Annotated in this window: 19 protein-coding genes; 2 read left to right on the top strand and 17 right to left on the bottom strand. The window is 53.9% G+C overall.

The annotated features are described in order from the left end of the window. The 6 genes from JOE29_RS17095 to JOE29_RS17070 all read right to left on the bottom strand — a co-directional run bounded on the left by JOE29_RS17095 (position 1) and on the right by JOE29_RS17070 (position 4,537). Positions 1-1,887, bottom strand: coding sequence for a hypothetical protein (locus JOE29_RS17095; protein WP_058444039.1), 1,887 nt, complete (start codon positions 1,885-1,887; stop codon positions 1-3). 104 nt (positions 1,888-1,991) lie between these two features. After that, complete coding sequence (locus JOE29_RS17090; RefSeq protein ID WP_080231810.1) at positions 1,992-2,192, bottom strand: CrpP family ICE-associated protein; 201 nt, start codon at positions 2,190-2,192, stop codon at positions 1,992-1,994. Positions 2,193-2,254: 62 nt separating this feature from the next. After that, a complete protein-coding gene (locus tag JOE29_RS17085) occupies positions 2,255-2,500 on the bottom strand; it encodes a hypothetical protein (RefSeq protein ID WP_016567505.1) in 246 nt (81 codons plus the stop codon). A gap of 204 nt (positions 2,501-2,704) precedes the next feature. Further along, on the bottom strand, positions 2,705-3,175 hold the full coding sequence (locus JOE29_RS17080; protein WP_003317579.1) for a single-stranded DNA-binding protein: 471 nt from the start codon (positions 3,173-3,175) through the stop codon (positions 2,705-2,707). A gap of 13 nt (positions 3,176-3,188) precedes the next feature. Continuing rightward, complete coding sequence (locus tag JOE29_RS17075; protein ID WP_003317580.1) at positions 3,189-3,761, bottom strand: DUF3158 family protein; 573 nt, start codon at positions 3,759-3,761, stop codon at positions 3,189-3,191. Beyond that, positions 3,758-4,537, bottom strand: a complete 780-nt coding sequence (locus JOE29_RS17070) for a PFL_4669 family integrating conjugative element protein (protein WP_003424989.1) — start codon at positions 4,535-4,537, stop codon at positions 3,758-3,760. Before JOE29_RS17070 ends, JOE29_RS17075 begins: the two co-directional genes overlap by 4 nt. 142 nt (positions 4,538-4,679) lie before the next feature. On the opposite strand from JOE29_RS17070, the gene JOE29_RS17065 reads away from it, so the two are divergent. Next, entirely contained in the window at positions 4,680-5,075 is a 396-nt protein-coding gene (locus JOE29_RS17065; protein WP_210078029.1) for a mucin 17-like protein, read from the top strand. A 5-nt stretch (positions 5,076-5,080) separates the two neighbouring features. On the opposite strand, the gene JOE29_RS17060 is transcribed toward JOE29_RS17065, so the two are convergent. Genes JOE29_RS17060 through JOE29_RS17015 form a run of 11 tightly spaced genes read right to left on the bottom strand, consistent with a single transcriptional unit; the run spans position 5,081 to position 13,882 of the window. After that, a complete protein-coding gene (locus tag JOE29_RS17060) occupies positions 5,081-6,445 on the bottom strand; it encodes an STY4528 family pathogenicity island replication protein (RefSeq protein ID WP_161937021.1) in 1,365 nt (454 codons plus the stop codon). 5 nt (positions 6,446-6,450) lie between these two features. Continuing rightward, positions 6,451-7,188, bottom strand: coding sequence for a DUF2857 domain-containing protein (locus JOE29_RS17055; protein WP_003317582.1), 738 nt, complete (start codon positions 7,186-7,188; stop codon positions 6,451-6,453). A gap of 36 nt (positions 7,189-7,224) precedes the next feature. Continuing rightward, positions 7,225-8,976, bottom strand: coding sequence for a ParB family protein (locus JOE29_RS17050; protein ID WP_003317583.1), 1,752 nt, complete (start codon positions 8,974-8,976; stop codon positions 7,225-7,227). 2 nt (positions 8,977-8,978) lie between these two features. Then, positions 8,979-9,296, bottom strand: a complete 318-nt coding sequence (locus tag JOE29_RS17045; protein WP_003317584.1) for an Arc family DNA-binding protein — start codon at positions 9,294-9,296, stop codon at positions 8,979-8,981. Beyond that, entirely contained in the window at positions 9,232-9,477 is a 246-nt protein-coding gene (locus tag JOE29_RS25495) for a hypothetical protein (RefSeq protein WP_024661822.1), read from the bottom strand. Before JOE29_RS25495 ends, JOE29_RS17045 begins: the two co-directional genes overlap by 65 nt. Next, positions 9,474-9,881 (bottom strand): hypothetical protein, encoded by a 408-nt coding sequence (locus JOE29_RS17040; protein WP_003424983.1) that lies wholly within the window; start codon positions 9,879-9,881, stop codon positions 9,474-9,476. The genes JOE29_RS25495 and JOE29_RS17040 overlap by 4 nt, the downstream gene beginning before the upstream one ends. Before the next feature lies 1 nt (position 9,882). Next, a complete protein-coding gene (locus tag JOE29_RS17035; RefSeq protein ID WP_003424982.1) occupies positions 9,883-10,224 on the bottom strand; it encodes a hypothetical protein in 342 nt (113 codons plus the stop codon). Continuing rightward, positions 10,221-11,567 carry a replicative DNA helicase gene (dnaB, locus tag JOE29_RS17030; protein ID WP_024666891.1) on the bottom strand — a complete coding sequence of 449 codons (1,347 nt, stop codon included), beginning with the start codon at positions 11,565-11,567 and terminating at the stop codon, positions 10,221-10,223. Before dnaB ends, JOE29_RS17035 begins: the two co-directional genes overlap by 4 nt. Continuing rightward, positions 11,567-12,268 (bottom strand): DUF2786 domain-containing protein, encoded by a 702-nt coding sequence (locus JOE29_RS17025; protein WP_004409822.1) that lies wholly within the window; start codon positions 12,266-12,268, stop codon positions 11,567-11,569. The genes dnaB and JOE29_RS17025 overlap by 1 nt, the downstream gene beginning before the upstream one ends. Then, positions 12,265-13,020 carry a hypothetical protein gene (locus tag JOE29_RS17020; RefSeq protein WP_017699424.1) on the bottom strand — a complete coding sequence of 252 codons (756 nt, stop codon included), beginning with the start codon at positions 13,018-13,020 and terminating at the stop codon, positions 12,265-12,267. The genes JOE29_RS17025 and JOE29_RS17020 overlap by 4 nt, the downstream gene beginning before the upstream one ends. A gap of 1 nt (position 13,021) precedes the next feature. Next, the gene (locus JOE29_RS17015; RefSeq protein WP_005895559.1) at positions 13,022-13,882 is read right to left on the bottom strand and encodes a ParA family protein; all 861 of its coding nucleotides are present in this window, start codon (positions 13,880-13,882) and stop codon (positions 13,022-13,024) included. A gap of 989 nt (positions 13,883-14,871) precedes the next feature. Here JOE29_RS17015 and JOE29_RS17010 point away from each other — a divergent pair. Further along, the gene (locus JOE29_RS17010; protein ID WP_245226716.1) at positions 14,872-16,785 is read left to right on the top strand and encodes a methyl-accepting chemotaxis protein; all 1,914 of its coding nucleotides are present in this window, start codon (positions 14,872-14,874) and stop codon (positions 16,783-16,785) included. The last annotated feature ends 13 nt before the right edge of the window (positions 16,786-16,798 follow it).

Here is a 16,798-nt window from a genome sequence, read left to right as displayed (position 1 = left end):
TCAGAGCCCCTTGTCCAACAAACTGTTAGCCCAGCCCACGATCTCTTCCCCAAAGCGGATGTTGAACATCGATTTTTCATCAGCGTAACGCGCCATCTTCATCGCCATATTTGGCCATTCCAGGAGCACGGGCATACGACCGCTTCTGACTGCGGCCATGAATAACTCAAAAGCGTTCATCACTGCCGAGTGAGCATCTGGGGTTTTGTTTTCGTGTTCTCTAATCTGAGCGATATGCAAATGCTGAGGTGTAAAATCGCCAGTCACTCGCTCATTGCGGCCTGTTCTGAGTGTGAGCTCGACCGATGCCAGCGGCAGCCCTTCAGATCGGATGGATAAGAGTCGGCAGTTGCCCGAATATGCACGGAAGTCGTATGTGTCGATGCAGTGACCCAGAGAGCGATGCTCCTGGTCTAAGTCTGCTGGGCAGCGTAATTCGACGATCTGCAAACCGGTCGTACTGCAGGTGATTGGATCACTGCCCAGCAGCAGCCCCGGCCACCTTGTGAAACAGTCAGATGGCTCAGGCGGGAAATCCCGCTCCAGCCCCGCTCTGATGTCTGCGAGTGCGCCATGGAACGCATCGACTACATTGGATATTTGGCGGAAGTTTAAACCGCTTAAGAACGCGTACAGCCGGCGCTTGGTGTTACGAGCCTCGCAACTTCCAGCGCGGTCTAGATTGTCGAACAGCTCTCTGAAATCAACAAGTTTGGTCGCTATGCCTGACCAGGCGGGGTCCGCCCAGTCAGTAGGGCAGCCCGCCAAAAGATTGTTCATATCACGCAATGGTCGGAGTAATTCCCATGGAATCGCTGATCTGAACGAATAGAAAAAACGCCATTCTGCTTTGGTTCTCGGGCGACGATTGCCTAGCAGAGAGCCCGCGATCAAATGCTCCCAGCCTGCCTCAAGGCCCTCAGAATTCAAACGACTGAGCGCGCTGCCGGTGTCGTAGACCCGCTGCTGGCCAAGGAAACGGATCGAGGACGTCGGTACCGAGAACAGCCATGCCAGAACCCTGTTAAGCGGCAAGCCAGTGTCGGCTGCCTTTCCCACGAACCCGGCCCCGTCCATGATGGTTTCACCCTCCCAGGAGCAGCAAAACCCCTGAAGTTCGAACCATGGGCATTCCACCAGCAGTCCACCTGCGATCATGGGCCACGGCATTCCAACCCCAACGATCAACACCGGCACCAACACCGGTTGTGCTTTCAAGGCCTGTAGTCGACGTGTGCGATCGCCTTGAGCGAGCCAGTTGTAAAGTTTGGCAGAAGGGCACTGCACAGAACGCACTGCATGCAACAGCTCCTGGTCGAGGTTCTGACAAAACCTCTTCAGTGCCGCGCCGATACAGGTGATGTAAAAGCGGCCGCGTGGCGCGTAGAAACGTTTGTTCCGGCCCTCTGAACTAAGCGCGCCCATATTGTATTTCACCAGCGGTCTTATACTAAGTTCCGCTTCACCCCGCGCCAGGTCCCGTGCTGGTTTGCAGAATGAGGTCAGAAGTGCATCCGCGCTGTCATGATTAATCAACTGATGAGCCAGCTTCAAAGCTTGGCTCGGACTTGGTGCGTGCCCGGGGACTTTTCTCTTCTCATCAAATCGCACAGCTGAAATCAGCTGGCCATCGAAATATTGCAGCTGCCTGCCGAGCCGCGCCACAGTTGGACGTGCAACCGAGTCATCGTTATGGAGAGCAACGCACCAGCATCGAGTTGATGAGGTGTGAGTCAGGTAGTGCAGTATGAACTCGTCACGTCCTTCCGCCGGTACGTCGAAATGATCAGCCCAAGTGTTGGCAACAGCCCGGTGCCGCTCTGGGAATTTCGCAATGTCGAGAAGAGTTTTGACGAAAGTTGTTTCGCAAATAGGCTCGGCAGTCATGAATCAATGAGCTCAAAGTGACTTGAGGCAGCACTGTCCTAGACCTGATGTGCGCTCGCCATGCGTAACCGTAAATGTGGGGGGAGTGGGTTAATCGCCCTGAGTCAAAACTTGAAGCTTTGCTGTTGCTCCTGGGCAAACCCCTTTAGCCACGATGCGCGCATGGCTGGATGCCGGTAGGGGCATTCGTGTAAGGGGACGCCTTTACGCGCCGCGTCAGCACCCGCGAGCATTACGGCATGATGAGGGTTGTTGAAACGACGCCGATCGGAAGTCTCATGCGTCGCTGCAGGGGCTGCTCTCACAACTGAGGATTCCCGTGGAGTAGATCGGATACATCCAAGGCTTCACGAACGAGGCGAATTTTTCAATCTTCAAGGTATTCAGCTGCCGCCAGCTCCCTAGCTTCCCGCCGGGCTTCTTGGACATCCAGGTCGTTCATACGTGCTTCAAACAGCTCATTGAGCGTGATTTCATCCTCTAGTGATGTTCCGGTCAACTCCCCACCATTCCTGATAACCGCCTCATTCAATTCAGTAGTCAGGGCGGTCCTTGATGCGGTGTCGTCCGGCATGCGGATGACATAGGTAACGAAGTTGTTGATGTCACTCATTGGATTCGACCTGTAAGAGAATAGTCGTGAAGTTAGCTTCCCGATTCGTAGATTCATTTCACCAGTAGATCCACGAGAAGGGCGTTTTTTGCTCCAGCGGTTGAGCAATTCAGAATTACCCGCCTGCTGATGGAGAACAACGTAGATCAGTGTCGTTTCCACCAGCAGCATCACGCAGAGGGCGCGATTTTTCAGAGGGTTTGGCTACACAGGAATGTCGTCGTCAAAATCCAGAGCAGGATCACTCTGGGTTGATCCCTGGTAGCTCTGACTTGAACCCTGATCGCTCTGCTGCTGGTTGGTCACCCTAGATGGGGCCAATTGGACCATTTCCACCCTGTGCGGAAGAATGGCCACCCGCGATGCCTGCACCTTTAACGCAGAGAACTCTTTTTCGTCCTTGGTCCAGTTATCAATGATCGCTCGACCTTGGATCATGACCCGCATGCCTTTTTGGAATAAGTTGGCATAGTGTTCTGCATCGCGGTGCCAATATTCTACGTTGGCCCAGAAACCGCCTCTGTCCTCAAAGCCTGATCCATCGGCTTTCGGAATTGAATTGTCAAAGTAAACGTTCAGCTTTAGCAAGCGGCGCGGATCTTTGTTGCCGTTGGGGAATTCCTTGAATTCTGGAGCAGAGCCAAGGTTACCTTCCCAGTCTACTGATGTGCCCATGTTAGGACTCCTTCTACGTGTGCGGTGAAATGCCGCTGGATTGTGAGATCTGTTGCAGCCGTCCTGAGTAAACGGCATCTGCCTGGGCCATCTTTTCGGCACATTCGGCGGCCTGCCGGCCGATGGTATGGACCAGACTTATTTGCATATTCAAAGCGACGCGTTGCTGTTCCATGGAGTGCAGATCCTGGAGCAGTGATTCGGGTGTTCTGGGGTCGGCCAGCAAGCTGGACCAAACATTGACGCCCATCTGCCGCGTTCCCATTTCCTGCCAGCGGAGAAAAACTGTGCCAGCGCTTGTTCTTTGCCGGACCATCCGAACAGGCAGAAGAGTGAAGGGATGTCTGTTGGCCTGGGCAAGCACTTGATCCTCGGCCAGCGCGTTCAGATCACCTTCAAGGGACCGGCATAACTCTGCCAACTGGAGCATCCCCCCCTTACCTTTAAAAGGTTTTAAAAGGCCTTTTAGGAAGGGCGCATGTTGCAGTGCTACGAAGGCATCCTGTTGCAGGGGTTGGAAGGCACCCTGTTGCAGGCTCTGGCGCTCTTGATTCTGGTGCGCGGGGTTGGCCGTCACGTTAGTCACTCTGCGGACTCAGGTTCAGGCTTGTCAGGGTGCGGCTGGCCCAGCGTGATGGTCTCCTCGAAGCCGTCGTCATCACCGTCTTCACTGACCGCGGCATTTGATGCCGAAGAGGGGGACGGCGCGAAGCTTGATTTGCGAGTTCCTTCCAAAATGTCTTGGGGGATTTCACCAAACGATGCGTACATCTCACGAGCCTGCTCGGAACGTGCGTTCTTGGCCGCAAAATCATCTCGGCTTGCTCCCGAGAACTTCCAGCGCTGACTCAAACCGAAAAGACGACGCAGGATTGCAGCCCCCTCATCGAGCCACTGGCCTTTGGCGTTGTTGTCTATAAGGCCGACGTGGCTGGCCAGAAGAATGCGCCGCACGAGCTCGTCGTAGGCAGTGAGCAAAAAGACCGCTTTGAACGCCAGCGGCGTGGACAGGAACAGCGGCAGTGTCACCGGCTGCACGGATAGGTTTTGACCTATTGAAAGCATCGGCGGCAGTGAGGCCATAACTTCGTCCAGCCTGGCGTCGATATCTTTCATTTCCTGTTCAGAGGCTTCGATCTTTTCTTCTATAAGGATCAGAAACCAGTCTGAATAAGGATCGTCCTGTTCACAGCCACGCTTGATGCGATTGAGGATGTTGGCAAAGCCGCTCAGGCCGATCATGCCAGGCTTGCCTTCGGTGCGTTGACGCCCAAACCAGAGGCGCGAAGCATGGTGGGTGTGCAGGGTCAGGTTGACGCTGCTTCGCAATGAACCGAGGTTGAGCTGAAAGTTGTCAGCCATGCTGAGCGCTTCCTTTATAAGAAATGATTGATAGGGCGAGGCAAGACTGCCTGCGCGTATAACTCAGGGTCAGTAACAAACCGTTTCTTGATCGGAATGGTTTTTTGGCGGAGACCCTGATTTTCGTGGGCTTGCGTGTGGAATGACTCAGAGCGGTGCTGGAAGTGATTCCCGGGGAATCACCCTGATCGGCGCTGAAAGTGATGCCAGTGGCATCACCCAGACTGGAGCTGGAAGTGATTCCCGGGGAATCACCGTGGTCGGTGCTCAAAGTGATTCCAGTGGAATCACCCTGATCGGCGCTGAAAGTGATGCCAGTGGCATCACCCAGACTGGAGCTGGAAGTGATTCCCGGGGAATCACCGTGGTCGGTGCTCAAAGTGATTCCAGTGGAATCACCCTGATCGGCGCTGAAAGTGATGCCAGTGGCATCACCCAGACTGGAGCTGGAAGTGATTCCCGGGAAATCACTGTGGTCGGTGCTCAAAGTGATTCCAGTGGAATCACAGTGCTTGCATTGATTGCAGCATTCAGCTGATCTGTTCAACCCTGTGATCTCGGTCGAATTATCCGCTTGATGTCCATCATTGAGCTGCGCCCGGCAGCCAGTGAAGACTCGTCACGATCTTGCGGCGAGACTTTTTTGACGGGAGGCGGGGGAGTTGGCTTTGGTTGATCAGGCGCGTTGCTGAGATGTTTCGGCTGGGGGGAGTGCGCCTGTGGATTTTGAGCTGACGCTCTAGGAGCCTGCCACTGGGCATTGAATTCCCCACTCAGGGCTTTCTGCATGCAGCTCAATAGATAACCGAATGGGTTCTTCACGGAACCGCTATTGCAACGATGGCGCCATTGATCAAGTAACGGTTCTCGCAGTGTCGGCTCGACGCTCTGCAATGCGGTCATCGCCCTGAAGCGTTGATCCTCTGTAAACCTTTCAAACCCTGGAGGTAGATCGACTGGAGCGCTCACAGCCTCGCGCGGTACAGAGCTTTTACATACAGATGTATTTGTATTCGTATACGTACTATATGAGTTCGGAATCCGAACTGTGCCGTATGACGCTGATTTTAGACTGAGTTCGGATTCCGAACTCGGTCTATCGAGATTCGCTTTCTCGCTGATTTTACTGAGTTCGGAATCCGAACTCAGTGCTGAGGGCCGGCTTTCTTGCTGAGTTCGGATTCCGAACTCAGGCTGGTTTTCTTCGCGATCCACGGCATTCGGTGCATCATGCCAACCCTGACTACGCCATCTACCCTCAATGACATCAAGTCGCGTGGGCAGCACACCTGTCGATTGATTAGGGTCGGCTGCGAATTCTTTGAATGCCAAATCTGCCACGGTCCTGACAGCTTTATTTGCATGCTCGAGGGAATGGCCTACAAGCAACAGGTAGTCGCGATCAAGCTCCATAGCCTCAACACACCCGACCGGTTCGTCATGCAGGATGTAGACGTTTCCCTGCATTCGACCGCTCAGAGAGTCTCTTACTCGGCGTCCAAGACTAAGCCAGCGCGTCAAGCGAAGCACTGTCAGAGCCTTCGCTACAGTCTCTCTGGATGCGAATTTTCCTGGGACGGAGCCAAGGTAGGGACGAAGTTGTTCATAAGTCGGAAAGGCTGTGATGCCATCTGCGTTAATAAGCAATCTGAAGACTTGCCAAGCATTGCGCTCAAGCGGTGAAAGTCGATCATCAAGCAGGAGGCTTCGCGGCACCGTCTCATGTGGATTTCCACTGAAAACGATACCGTCGAGTGTCTCCTCAGTATCTGAGCCAGCAACCGACTTTCTATTATCTGAGCCAGAGCTCTGCTGTTGGGCCAGCTTTAATTGCTGGAGCAGCAGATGATTTTGTAGAGCCCCGGCAGCGGCATTAATGGCTCCCCCCAGAGAAGGGCGCCGGTTCATCCTTATCACATCCGGTCGCCTTCTACCTTGCCCACGGGCTTGTTCGCCTGGCTTTGACCCGGCCGGCTCCGATTAGCGTTTGCTTTCGACTGTTGCCGAGACTCCCCCAGCATTACGAGGCTTGCCGATTTACGCTTCTTGCCAGTCGGGTATAGGTCCTGAGCCAGCCATCCTTGAATCTTGTTCCAGACGAGGCCCAGGGTGATCTGATCCGGAGGCACGATGTGGGGCTCTTCAGGAGGGACGTTTACCTCCTCCGTCAGCATCATCGCGATATCAAGTAATGCGACACCATCCGTATGATCCACGTTGTACTCTTCCATCAACTGCACAAACCTATGCCACAGAGGTGCGTCATCGGGAATGTCTCTGAATCGCCCAGGGCGTCCAGGAACACCTACCAGTACCCGTTGCAAGGAAACTTCTTGGGGGGACATGCCGAAGAACTCCTGCAGCATTGGGGTCGTCGCCCCCAAACGAAGCGCGCGCTGCACGATTCGGTTTTCCTGATCAGTGCGCTCCTTGTTCGCCAGCAGACGCTTCACCATGTCCGGATCAACTGCCACGCGGCACCAGATAACTGCAGAGTTCAGCAACACACTTTGTGATGAGGGATGCTGGAGCAGTGCCAGAATTTCTGGGTCCAGTCCCATATCAAGGCAACGCCTCACTTCACCGTTGCGCAAGTGATGCAGAATTTGCGCGACCATGGCTTCGTTGAGGGGGTTATGTTTTTTCGACATGACCAAACTCCTGTCTCACAACGTCGGAAAAAAACCTCATGGGGTCTGAACCACGCTGACGCTTCCCATCTCCAGCTCCACCAGCCGTCGGCCGAGGCGAATGAGTCGGAAAAGCTTCACGATGCAGGTATCGTCCAAGCGTCCCTGGAGAATTGCTTCACGGTCTTCGTATCTCGGGCTACCTAACAGCAACTGGGCCAGCGCTGCGGTGAACTGAAACTCGGACACATCCAGTGGTTGCTCTGGGGACTCTTTGATCAAGGCAATTGCGTATACGCCACTAATCGACTGGAGAAGGGTCAGTACGTTATTGGCCAGATCGCTGAGGTCTACATCCTCAGGAGGGTCTTGGCAGAGGAAGCCCAAACCACCTGGTACATCAATCACGCTGTCAGGATTGATGCCTGACAGGTGGGCGATTTCCCGGGCGAGCTGAGCGATTACCGGCCGCAATTCATCCGGCTGATCGAGGATACGTTCGATGTACCAGACGTCAGAGATAGGATGTAACCCACCCGCTTGGACGGGTATCGAAATCAGTGCATTTGTCTTGAAGTCGGGCAGATTTTCCCCATCGAGGGCTGCCAACTGCCGCTTTACATCCTGCACACGTTCAGTGGTGGATATCGGGCTAACGATATGCCCGGCAACCCTTGCTGCGCGCTCCTCCTCTGTGAGTTCAGGAGCCTGAGGCGGCTTGTCAGCTTCGTTTTTTGAGGACTTCGGTGAGACGTCCTGTTTGCCCTTGGTTTTGTCAGCCTCAGATGGGGGAGCCTGAATGCCTGGTTCCTGTTGCTGATCGATACCCGGAACGTCACCCTCAGGCGGAAGACCGTCAGGTCGAGGCTGTTGAGCTGGCGTCAAACTCACTGGCGTGTCGATCACAGATGAACGCCGTGCTTGGTTCTGATTTTCACTCAGTGTGAGCAGGAGCTGCTCGTAAGATAGCCCCGTTCCCGACTGCATGTGACTGATCAGCTCATCCTGAACCCGCTCGTATACAAACTCGCTTGCATCTCCATCGAACAGCGAAAGTACGTCCTGGAACAAACCTTCGAAGTCAGGGATGTGTTCTTTCCCCTCTGTATGCGTGAGCCAGGTCTGGCCAGCAGCCTTGCGTAGCGAAAGGAGACGCTCGATCTGAGGTTTTCCTAACCCTGAATAAAGCGCACTGGGTATTACTGGAAGAAGGCAGCGAACCGTATCCTGCATCTTGCTGATATGTGACTGGGAAACCGGATAGCCGTCGGCACTTAGCCTTCGAACCAGCTCCCTTTGAGATATGGACTCACCGGCTTCTTTCTCATAAATGGCGCGGGCACTTTCTATGCCCACAGCCCTTTCTATGAACATTAGAGAACCGCGAAGATCGTTCTCCGAAAGGTGACCTGTGAGAGCGATAATCTCCCCACGTGCTGAGTCCCAGGGCCGAAACAGAACATTGTGTCGATAGAAACGGTCTTCGCCGGTTTCGCTGTATAGCTCCCGGAGAATCTGCAGGCGTGTGTTGCCACCGTTGTTGATTGTGAATTTAATTTCGCCAGGTCGACGCGTAACTGTAGGGCGATGATCCAGGCCGCGCTGCCTGATGGAATCTTTGATCTCTTTGTACTTCGCATTGGTCACGGTGCGCGGGTTTTGCTCGAAAGCTTTCATCTCGTCCAGGGTGAGAACCATGGGCGTATCTACAATCGGATCCGGCAGCTGATCGACCGCGGGGCCAGATCGACTGAATGAGCCTTGTAACAACTTGCCCGAGATGTCATCTGCAGTCAGTTTGCTTGCCATGATTATTGGCCCGCCTCAGGAAGTTGGATGACGTTGCTGGTGGGTGTTCCGCCTTTGAGCAGCACATCGATCACAGCCGTAAGCCTCGCAATCTCCTGCTCGTGACGAAGCGTCGCTTCAATACGGCTTATGATTTCTGAGTTCATTGAGCGATGGTTTGCTTTTGCAGCCCCACGGACCCGGCCCCTCATTCCGGTAGGTAGGCGGATGACGAACTTCTCGTCTTTGTCGTCCTCACGAATATTCACAGCTTCGTTATTCAGCATGGCGATCTCCAATCTGGCTTTGGTTTTGTGCGCGGCGCAATTGAGCGCGAGCATTGAGGCCGGCCCTGTGGTCGCTGGGTGTGAAAGAAGTGAAGATGGGTGAACACCCACCTTTGGTGAACTTGATATGCCCACCATGAGTGCGATGCACTGCCCATCCCTGTGAGATGGCGAAGTCAGCCAAGTCCTGCAGAGACTTTTTCCTGCCTCGAAGAGACGTAGATGTATTGCTCATGACCGCGCCCTCGCTTTTGTAAAAGCAGCAGAGCGGAAGGGGATCTGATAGCGACGAGCTATGGCTTCACAACGCTTCCGCGTTTGATTGAGCGTCGCAGCGGCGGACGCCAGTGATGCCCCTGCTGTGCAGTGGGCTTTCAGCAGTCGCGCCAGCTCTGTGTCGGTCAGATCGTTTGTTTTTTTCCGCCCACGAGCGCTGGTATCCGCCTTCAACTGTGCGGTTTTTTCAGAGTTGATAATGAATGAGCTGTCATTCGAGCGCTGGCTCGCTTCAACCTGGTTGATAGCGCCCCCACGACTTAAGTAATCAGCCATCGCCTTCTCGATATCGCTCCGGAGGCGCTCTTTTTCCCGGTCCGACTGGACCGGCAGATCTTCTTCAGTAGTGTGATATAGCTGCATGTCACTGGCCTCCCAATCCGCCGAGCTTGTCACCCGACTGGATCTCTAGGATTTCAACCTCGTGGTCGACAAAGGTGTCAGTGAGTTTTTTCATGAAGGCTTTTCTGGAAGTACCTGGGCTCATGCGGAACACGACGGTGTACTCCTTGCTGTCTGGTGCCTTACTGGAGGCCACAACGCTCCACTGTGGGTGCACCAGCTCCAGTTCTACGACTTCACCGCTATGGCACGAAGGGCACTCGGGCGCACGTTTTCCTGCTGGCATGACCGCGGTGAAAGGGTGGTGGTGGCCGCACGTGCGGCACTCATGAGTTATGCAAAGAGGTTTATTGCGCGCGCTCATGATCGAGCTCCTTGCCATGCGGCGGCCGAGAGGTTTTCGAAACGGGTGTGTTGGGGGATGAAGGCCGTTCGGACGGTGCCGAGCGCGCCGTTTCGGTGCTTGCTGAGAATGAGTTCGGCGACCCCTTTTTGCTCGCTGTCGGGGTTGTAAACCTCGTCCCGATATACGAACAGAATCAGGTCAGCGTCTTGCTCAAGCGCGCCCGACTCACGGAGGTCTGCATTGATAGGTCGCTTGTTCGGACGCCGCTCAAGTTCTCTGTTGAGCTGAGAGAGCGCCACGACAGGACAGTCGAACTCTTTGGCCAAAGCCTTGAGTGACCGAGATATCTCACTGATTTCATTGGTCCGATTTTCTTTACCTGGACATTTCATCATTTGCAGATAATCGATCAATATCAGGACTGGCTTTCCGAAACGCCGTGCGCCTCTGCGAGCCCGCGCACGAATTGCCGAGGGAGTGAGGTCAGCTTGATCATCAATTACAAGGCGATCGCCATACGAGTTGATCTTTTGCACTGCCATCGCGAGCTTCGGCCAGTCCTCATCCTCCAACTGCCCGCGTATCAACTTCTCCAGGTTCAGGTGCCCCAGGATCGAGATGAGCCTGTAAATGATCGCCTCTGCCGGCATCTCGAGGCTGTAGACCTGAACAGTGGCCTGAGTATCTTTTTGAAGCGCAGCGTCTACCAAGTTGAGCGCCAGGCTGGTTTTGCCCATGGAGGGTCTGGCCGCAATAATGATCAGATCGGCTGGTTGTAGTCCGCCCGTCAATTCATCAAGATCGGAAAGCCCTGTGGGCAATCCAACGACCGACTCCCCAGCGTTGAAGCGAAGATCGATCTTGTCGACCACCTGCATAAGCATCTGGTTGACGTCCACAAAGTCGGAAGTCTGCCGTCCTTGCCCCAAAGCAAAAAGTTGCTGCTCGATGACGTCCTGAACCTCAGACGCATTCGCTTGAGGATCTGAAGCCTCCCGGGTACATGCATAGCCGTGTGAAATAATCCGGCGTAGATGAGCTCGGTTACTCACTGTTTCTGCATAAGCCTTGATGTTGGCCACAGAAGGCGTGTTTTTGGCGAGCTCACTGAGATAAGCCAAGCCCCCAGCAGCATCTATTGCTGTAATGGAGTCGGAAACCGTGACCACGTCAAATGGCCTATTCGATTCAGCCAGCCCAGCAATGCTCTGGAATATCAGACGGTGCTCGGCCCGGTAGAAATCATCGGCTTTAATACGGTCTGCGATCAGGTCCCAGGACTCGTTATCAAGCATCAGTCCGCCAAGCACAGCTTGTTCGGCTTCCACGGAGTGGGGAGGTGACATATGAGAAATGTCCATCAAGCCCTCCCGATTCTTGCCGGGGACTGGGAGTGCTGATCGACGCCTCTGTGCAACGCTGCTCTAGAACCTTGCGTCCAGCCCTGATGTTGAGATTTCAGGTCGTGGCCCTTAACAGAGGTGGGCTCAAGCTCTTTTTCGACTACGGTGGGGTGGTGCAGGCTGAGGTAAGCGCTTATCGCTTGCTGAGCTTCAGCATTTTGTCGACCGGCGAATTTGTAAACGTTGGTGGCCACCGCATTGATCCATGCTTCGGCAAAAATCCGTCCACGCCGTCTTTTGGTGGTTGGATTGCAGCGTTTGAGCTGCGAAACGTGCTGACGACGCGCCGAAACAAGCTGCAGATGAAGCGCGGAATAGGCATAGCACGCCAGATCGGGCGATACACCTAACCCGACGAACTTGAAATGCCAGTCTCCAGGCCGTGAGGGGAAAGCAAAACAATCGCAGTCGAAAGCGCTCGCGCACGTGCCTGCCAGGCTGTGCAGCCAACTCGCTGGCGCTCGCTTTGTGCCGGCAGATACTGACGCCTCACGTGCGAGGTGGGCGTCCACCTCAAGCTCTTCGAGCTGGTACTGCTCCATAAGCTTGCGGCCTTGCCGCAGGGCTGTCTCAGCCTCATTAGGAGAGGCACCCGCAGAACGTGCCAGTGCGAAGCATTTGATGACTTTGTCGATTATCCGTTGGCGGTCAATGCTCATGGCCGTACCTCCGGTACTGCCTCAACTGCCAGAGCCTCTTTCCAGAGTCTGAGGGTTTCATGTTCTTCAGCTGTGAGCGCGGCTTTAGCATTCGCATCACGGACTTTTGACTGCAGAGCGGCTAGCCGATCCTCGACCTCAGATCCATCGTCGTAAGAGATGTCATTAGTCAATGCCTCAACGAGCCGGATACGAAGCGAGCCTAGGCAACTGAGTCGGTAAGCGGTCAGGCTTCCCCAACCTATCAGTCTGCTGAACGGCGTCAGTAAGGTGCTTCGGATCTCGCTATTAAGCTCGACTGCGGAGTAGAAACTGTCATATGCGCCGATGCGGTTGAATAACAGCGCCGTTTTCAGGAGCTCAAGTTTCTGGTCCAGGCTCTCAGTGGGTAGGGGATATGTGGCCGCAATCAGTAGTTTCGCTCTTGCGTTCCGAGCCTCCTGCCGACGTTTAACCGCTTTCTCGTCGCGTACACGTTTTTCCTTGGCATGCTCGACATGAGAGTTCACTGATTCAAGGAGCTGCGCGGCCTGTGAGAGCAGTTCACGCTGTTCCACGCTCAAGTAATCACCCAGTCGACTAATCAAGCCGCGGCCCATCTTATGGCCGGAGCTTAAATTGCGGAGCTCACGTGACGTGTTCGTAAGCTTGGTCTGAGCGGCGCGCAGTTGTGATGAGTCGTACTGCTCGTTGAGCTTCTGCATCAACTGAGGAGTAATGCCGGAAGCTTCCGTGAGATTTGTCTTTGCCATCTCATTGACCCCCTTTTACCAGGGCCTCTACAGCGGATTCAGTCATCGCCTCGAAACGGTCGGTCCACTGCGGAAAAAGCTCAACCACAAGCTCTCGAATGACCTGTAGCGCGCTCGGCGCGCGTCGATTGGAAGGTTTTTTGTATTCGAGCCGATGTGCCGACATGCCTGCTGTAGATCCCTCGCGGAAAATTACTGAAGCAGGAACTGTGCTGTTGAGGACATCGACTTCCATGTTGTCTGCGAAGGTCTTTCTGATGGCGTCATGAATCCCGCGAGCGTCAACGGTCTGGTCGAGGCAGTTGACTACAACCTTGATTGGAGGGACGTGCAGTCCAAGCCTCGAGTAAGGACGCAGTCCTTCAAGCATTTGCAACGTCCCACGGTTAAACTCGCGGGCGCTGAGCATGTTCGGTGGCAACGGGGATACAGCAAGATCTGACGCTAAAACCACCATCTCCAACATGACGCTTCGTGCGCCCTGGGTATCAATGAGAATCAGGTCGAATTGACCCTCGAAAGCTTTCAGCAGAGAAGCCAATCGCAGACGACCATCCGCAGCCTGAAGCAGGAGGCTAATCAACTGGTTGTTGGGGTCGTTCGACAAGATCAAGGACAGGTTCGGGATGCTTGTCCTCGATATGATTCGCTCTGGATCAGTCAGGTTATGTGCGATGAGGTCGAATATGCCGCCGCTGACTTCCTGTGCCATTGGGTAATAGGAGGACAGTGAAGGCTGGACAGGGTCCATGTCGAGGAGGAGGACCCTCAAGCCGGCGTCGGCGCAGAAGCCGCCGATGTTGGCAGCCAAAGTGGTTTTACCGACACCACCTTTGGTGGACAAAAGCGAGGTTATATACATGATTTAAAGCCTCTAATGGGGACATTAGAGACTGCGGTTTGGGATACTGAACGATCTCAAGCGGGGTCCTGCCTCAGCGTTACGACCAATTGGCTTTTAACCAATTGGTCGTAGGTTCGAATCCCACACGACCCACCATTTCGAAAATCTGGAAGGCCCATGAAAATGCGGATTTCCAGGTTTTTTTTTGCGTTGCGGATTGTCATGCTCGGATAGCTACTCTGGGCTTCCGTCATGGGGTTGATGCAGCGATCTGTGAAGCAGTTGGCAGGTCTTTCGAAGAAGACCGTTCAAATGTCGCGTACCCAGATACGCAGTCACTTATCGCGATACATGCGCCGGCAAGCGGTGATGTCAACTGCCATTTCTGATCCGTCCGATATCAAACTCAATGCCCGAGCTTTGGTGTCGTGGGCGCTGATAGTCTTGCCAAAGCCAACGGCGAGCGTGCCAAACGACAGCAGCGTTCATTACGTCTTTTTAAAATGAGTGCGCCAGCGATGGCAATAATGCAAACGGTTTGTTTGATAACAAAGTTAATTGTCGCTGCCTCTCTGTGTAACTCATTATTATCATGAGCTGTGGCTTTCAGCATTGAGATGCATGTGCCGAGACGAATTTTATTCGTCCGTTCGTCGACATGCCTCAAAAAAATTATAGAAAATGAAAAGTGTGACGACATAATGGCTTATAGCCATGGACCGGCCTTTCATCTTTAATTCGAGATCCTCGGTTATGAACAGGTTTATCCTGCCTCGGCACCTCTTTGTCCAGAAAACACATACAGTTCGAGTATTTACTCAAGTACTTCAATGGCCCTCCGGATGACGCCGCAGTGAGTTCAGGTCTGTGACGTGACCTTTTTACCGAGCGTGTCGAGGGTTTCAGCAGATTCACATTATCAATTCATCCTGATGCGTATCGGACTCTATGTTCCGCTACCTGTCCGGCGGACTTTTGTTTTCAAAAAAATCAATGAGTAAAGATATATGTCCAGCGCAACATCTGGTGTGTTAAGTAATATGACGGTTCGGGCGAAGCTATTGGTGGGTTTCGGACTGTTGATTTTAATGATTCTGTTAATGGCTTACACGGGAAAGGACGCCACCGATACATTGAAGCGTCGAGCTGATTTGTCTGGAGACATTGCTCAGTTCAGTTCAATCGCACGAGACATGCGTATCGAGCGTTTGGTGTATTTTTTAAAGGCGGATGATGCACAGGCTTCAAAATGGCTGGAGGCACTCGAGCGAACGGAGCGCCAGTTGGTGAGTATCTCGCCACGTTTCAAAACAGCCAATAACATCGCGCTGCTCAAAGAAGCCCAGACAACGATGCAGCTTTACCGTGGGTTCTATACTCGATCAGTCGAGGCTACTCGAGAGCGTGAGCAACTGCGAACCCTTGCCGGAGCTTCGGGCGAAACGATTAACGGTTTGTTGCTGAAGATCGCAGACGCTGCCAACGACGAGAGCGGGAATGCAGCGGATCGTCAGAAACTGCCGGCACTGTTTATCTCGGTCCAGAAGATGCGTACGGCGTTTCGCTCTTATACGGCATCCCCGATTAAAAGCGGTGAAGACACTGTTCGTCAGGCGATAGCGCAGGTCGTGGCCAGTATAGATACGCTCAAAAATACCCGTTTGCCCAGTGCTGACGTTCAAGCGTTGGCGGCAGGAATGGCCACCTATAGCGGGCAACTGGAAACATTAGTCGCCGCTCAAGCCAAAGTTGATGAGGCTCAAGGCGGTATCACAACGTCGATCGCTACCATTCTTGGCATTACGGACAAGATGACCGCTATCCAGAACGAGCTTCGTGCCTCCGATGCAGAGAAAGCCCAGGAGAAGATTTTGCTCTGGCTGGCCCTCTCTGCCCTGTTGGGTGTTCTTGCTGCCTGGTTGATCACCCGATCAATTGTTCATCCTCTCAAAGAGACTGTTGAAATCGTTGAAGTCGTTGCAGAGGGAGACTTTACGTACAGAACAGAAGTGACTCGAAACGATGAACTTGGCGCGTTGCAGGGCAGCATGTTGCGCATGACGTCCGGGCTTCGAAGCTTGATTGGGGAAATGAAAGACGGAATCGTGCAGGTGGCAAGCGCGGCAGAGCAGCTTTCAGCCGTAACGGAGCAGACCAGTGCGGGCGTGAACGCGCAGAAACTGGAGACTGAGCAGATTGCCACTGCGATGCAGCAGATGACAGCCACTACTCATGAGGTATCTCGTAATGCAGCTCAAGCCGTAAATACTGCGCAAATCGCCAGTCAGCTGGCCCAAAAAGGTGGGCAAGTCGTTGACAGGACTCGTACCCAGATAGAGACCCTGGCGCGTGAGATGAACATGACCAGGACGGCGATGGCGGCGCTTAGAGGGAATACTCAGAGCATCGGTGGCGTACTGGATGTGATAAAGACGGTAGCTGATCAGACGAACCTTCTGGCGTTGAACGCGGCCATTGAGGCTGCGCGTGCCGGGGAGGCAGGACGTGGTTTCGCTGTCGTCGCGGACGAGGTAAGAGGCCTGGCCGTGCGCACCCGCACGTCGACAGACGAGATCGCGCTGCTTATAAACGAACTGCAAACCAGTACCGATCATATGGGCCAGGTTCTAGAGCAAAATCTGGCACTGACGGACAGCAGTGTCGAACTGTCCACGCAAGCCAGTGAGGTGCTGCAGAGTATTACCGCATCTGTTCATGAGATTGAGGTGATGAACGAACAGATCGCCGTTGCCACTGAGCAGCAAACTAACGTCGGTGAAGAAATAGGCAGGGGCGTCACAAATGTCAGGGACATTTCAGACCAAACGGCTTCCGCCAGTGAAGAGACAGCGACATCAAGCGTTGAATTGGCCAGAGTCAGCGCCAGGCTGCAGGAGATGACCAACCGATTTAAAGTCTAGCCTGAAGGTCTGG

Origin of the sequence: Pseudomonas sp. PvP009 (assembly GCF_017832995.1) — a bacterium.
Taxonomy (GTDB): Bacteria; Pseudomonadota; Gammaproteobacteria; order Pseudomonadales; family Pseudomonadaceae; genus Aquipseudomonas; species Aquipseudomonas syringae.
The sequence above is the reverse complement of the archived record's forward strand: the minus strand, read 5'-3'. Positions and strand labels throughout refer to the sequence as shown.